Source organism: Chitinimonas violaceus (assembly GCF_052601015.1).
In genome coordinates, this window is sequence record NZ_JBQXDJ010000164.1 from 1 (window position 1) to 1743 (window position 1743).

At 59.2% G+C, this 1743-nt stretch carries 2 protein-coding genes; both read left to right on the top strand.

Annotated elements, in window-relative coordinates:
• The coding region (gene istA, locus ACUHMQ_RS20630; protein ID WP_445297325.1) for an IS21 family transposase at positions 1 to 1185 on the top strand (1185 nt) is incomplete at its 5' end.
• Positions 1178 to 1743 (top strand): ATP-binding protein (locus ACUHMQ_RS20635; protein ID WP_445297326.1); only part of this gene is annotated, 566 nt, incomplete at its 3' end. The genes istA and ACUHMQ_RS20635, both read left to right, overlap by 8 nt.

Below are 1743 nucleotides of genomic sequence, written 5' to 3' on the forward strand. Positions count from 1 at the left end.
AGTGCACTGCACGCCTTTGTACCGCTGCAGTTTGCGTTGGGTGAGGCATTTCAGTTTGACTGGAGCGAGGAGGGGTTAGTGATTGGCGGCCTCTATCGCCGCATGCAGGTCGCTCACCTCAAGCTCTGCGCCAGCCGCGCCTTTTGGCTGGTGGCCTACCCTAGCCAGGGCCACGAGATGCTGTTCGATGCGCACACCCGCGCCTTCATGGCCTTGGGTGGCATCCCCCGTCGTGGCATTTACGACAACATGAAGACGGCGGTTGATCGGATCAACAAGGGCAAGGGGCGAACCGTCAATGCGCGCTTTGCTGTGATGTGCGCGCACTACTTGTTTGACCCCGACTTCTGCAATGTTGCCTCGGGCTGGGAGAAAGGGGTCGTCGAGAAGAACGTACAGGATAGCCGCCGACGCATCTGGATCGATGCGCAGCAGCGGCAGTTTGGCTCCTTTGCCGAGCTGAACGTCTGGCTGGGAGATCGCTGCCGGGCGCTATGGGCTGAACTGATGCACCCTGAGCACAAAGGCCTCAGCATCGCTGAGTTGTTGGAGCGGGAACAGGCCGAGATGATGCCGATGCCGGCTCCATTTGATGGCTACGTGGAGAAGATAGCGCGGGTCTCCTCGACCTGCCTGGTGAGCATCCACCGCAATCGTTACTCGGTACCGTGTGAACTGGCCGGTCAACTGGTCAGTATCCGGCTTTATCCCACCCAGGTCAGGATTATCGCCGACGACAGTGTGGTAGCCAGCCATGACCGGCTACTAGATCGATGGGGCACCTGCTATGACTGGCAGCATTACATCCCGTTGATTGCACGTAAGCCGGGTGCATTGAGAAACGGCGCGCCCTTTGCCGACATGCCCACCCCGTTGAAGCAGCTGAATCTGGGTTTGCTCCGGCACCCCGGTGGGGATCGCGTGATGGCCCAGGTGCTGGCAACCGTCCCGATGGCGGGTCTGGATGCGGTGCTGGTGGCAGTAGAACTGGTCGTCGAGTCCGGCGCCCTCAGTATTGAGAACGTGCTGAATGTGCTGGCTAGGCTGAACGCGAGTCCGATGCCTGCGGGGGCGGAAACGAGCCTGCAACTGAAGGAGGCACCGCGGGCCAATACCGGTCGATATGACAGCTTGCGCTGTGTCACCGATACCGTAGTGACGGTGGAGGGGGCTGGTCATGCGTGATATTGCGAAGGAGCTCAAAGCATTGCGGTTGCATGGCATGGCGAGTACGTGGACGGAGCTGACCGCCCAGGGGGACAGTTCAACATCGGCTTCCCGCTGGCTGATCGAACACCTGCTACAAGCCGAAGACACCGACCGCGCCATGCGGTCGATCCACCATCAGATGAGTACAGCCAAGTTCCCTGCCCACCGTGATCTGGCGGGGTTTGACTTCGATGCTACCCAGGTCGATCAGCATCTGGTTAGACAATTGGCGACGCTGGTATTCACGGACACAGCACAGAATCTTGTCTTCATTGGTGGTCCGGGTACCGGCAAGACGCATCTGGCCACAGCCATCGGCATTGCTGGCGTGACGGTGCAGAGCAAACGGGTGAGGTTCTTCTCGACGGTAGACCTGGTCAATGTACTGGAAAGAGAGAAGCGCGACGGGAAAGCCGGTCGGACAGCCCAGACATTGATGCGCATGGATCTGGTCATTCTGGATGAGTTGGGTTACCTGCCGTTCAGTCAGATTGGTGGTGCTTTGCTGTTCCATCTGTTGTCGAAGCTGTATGA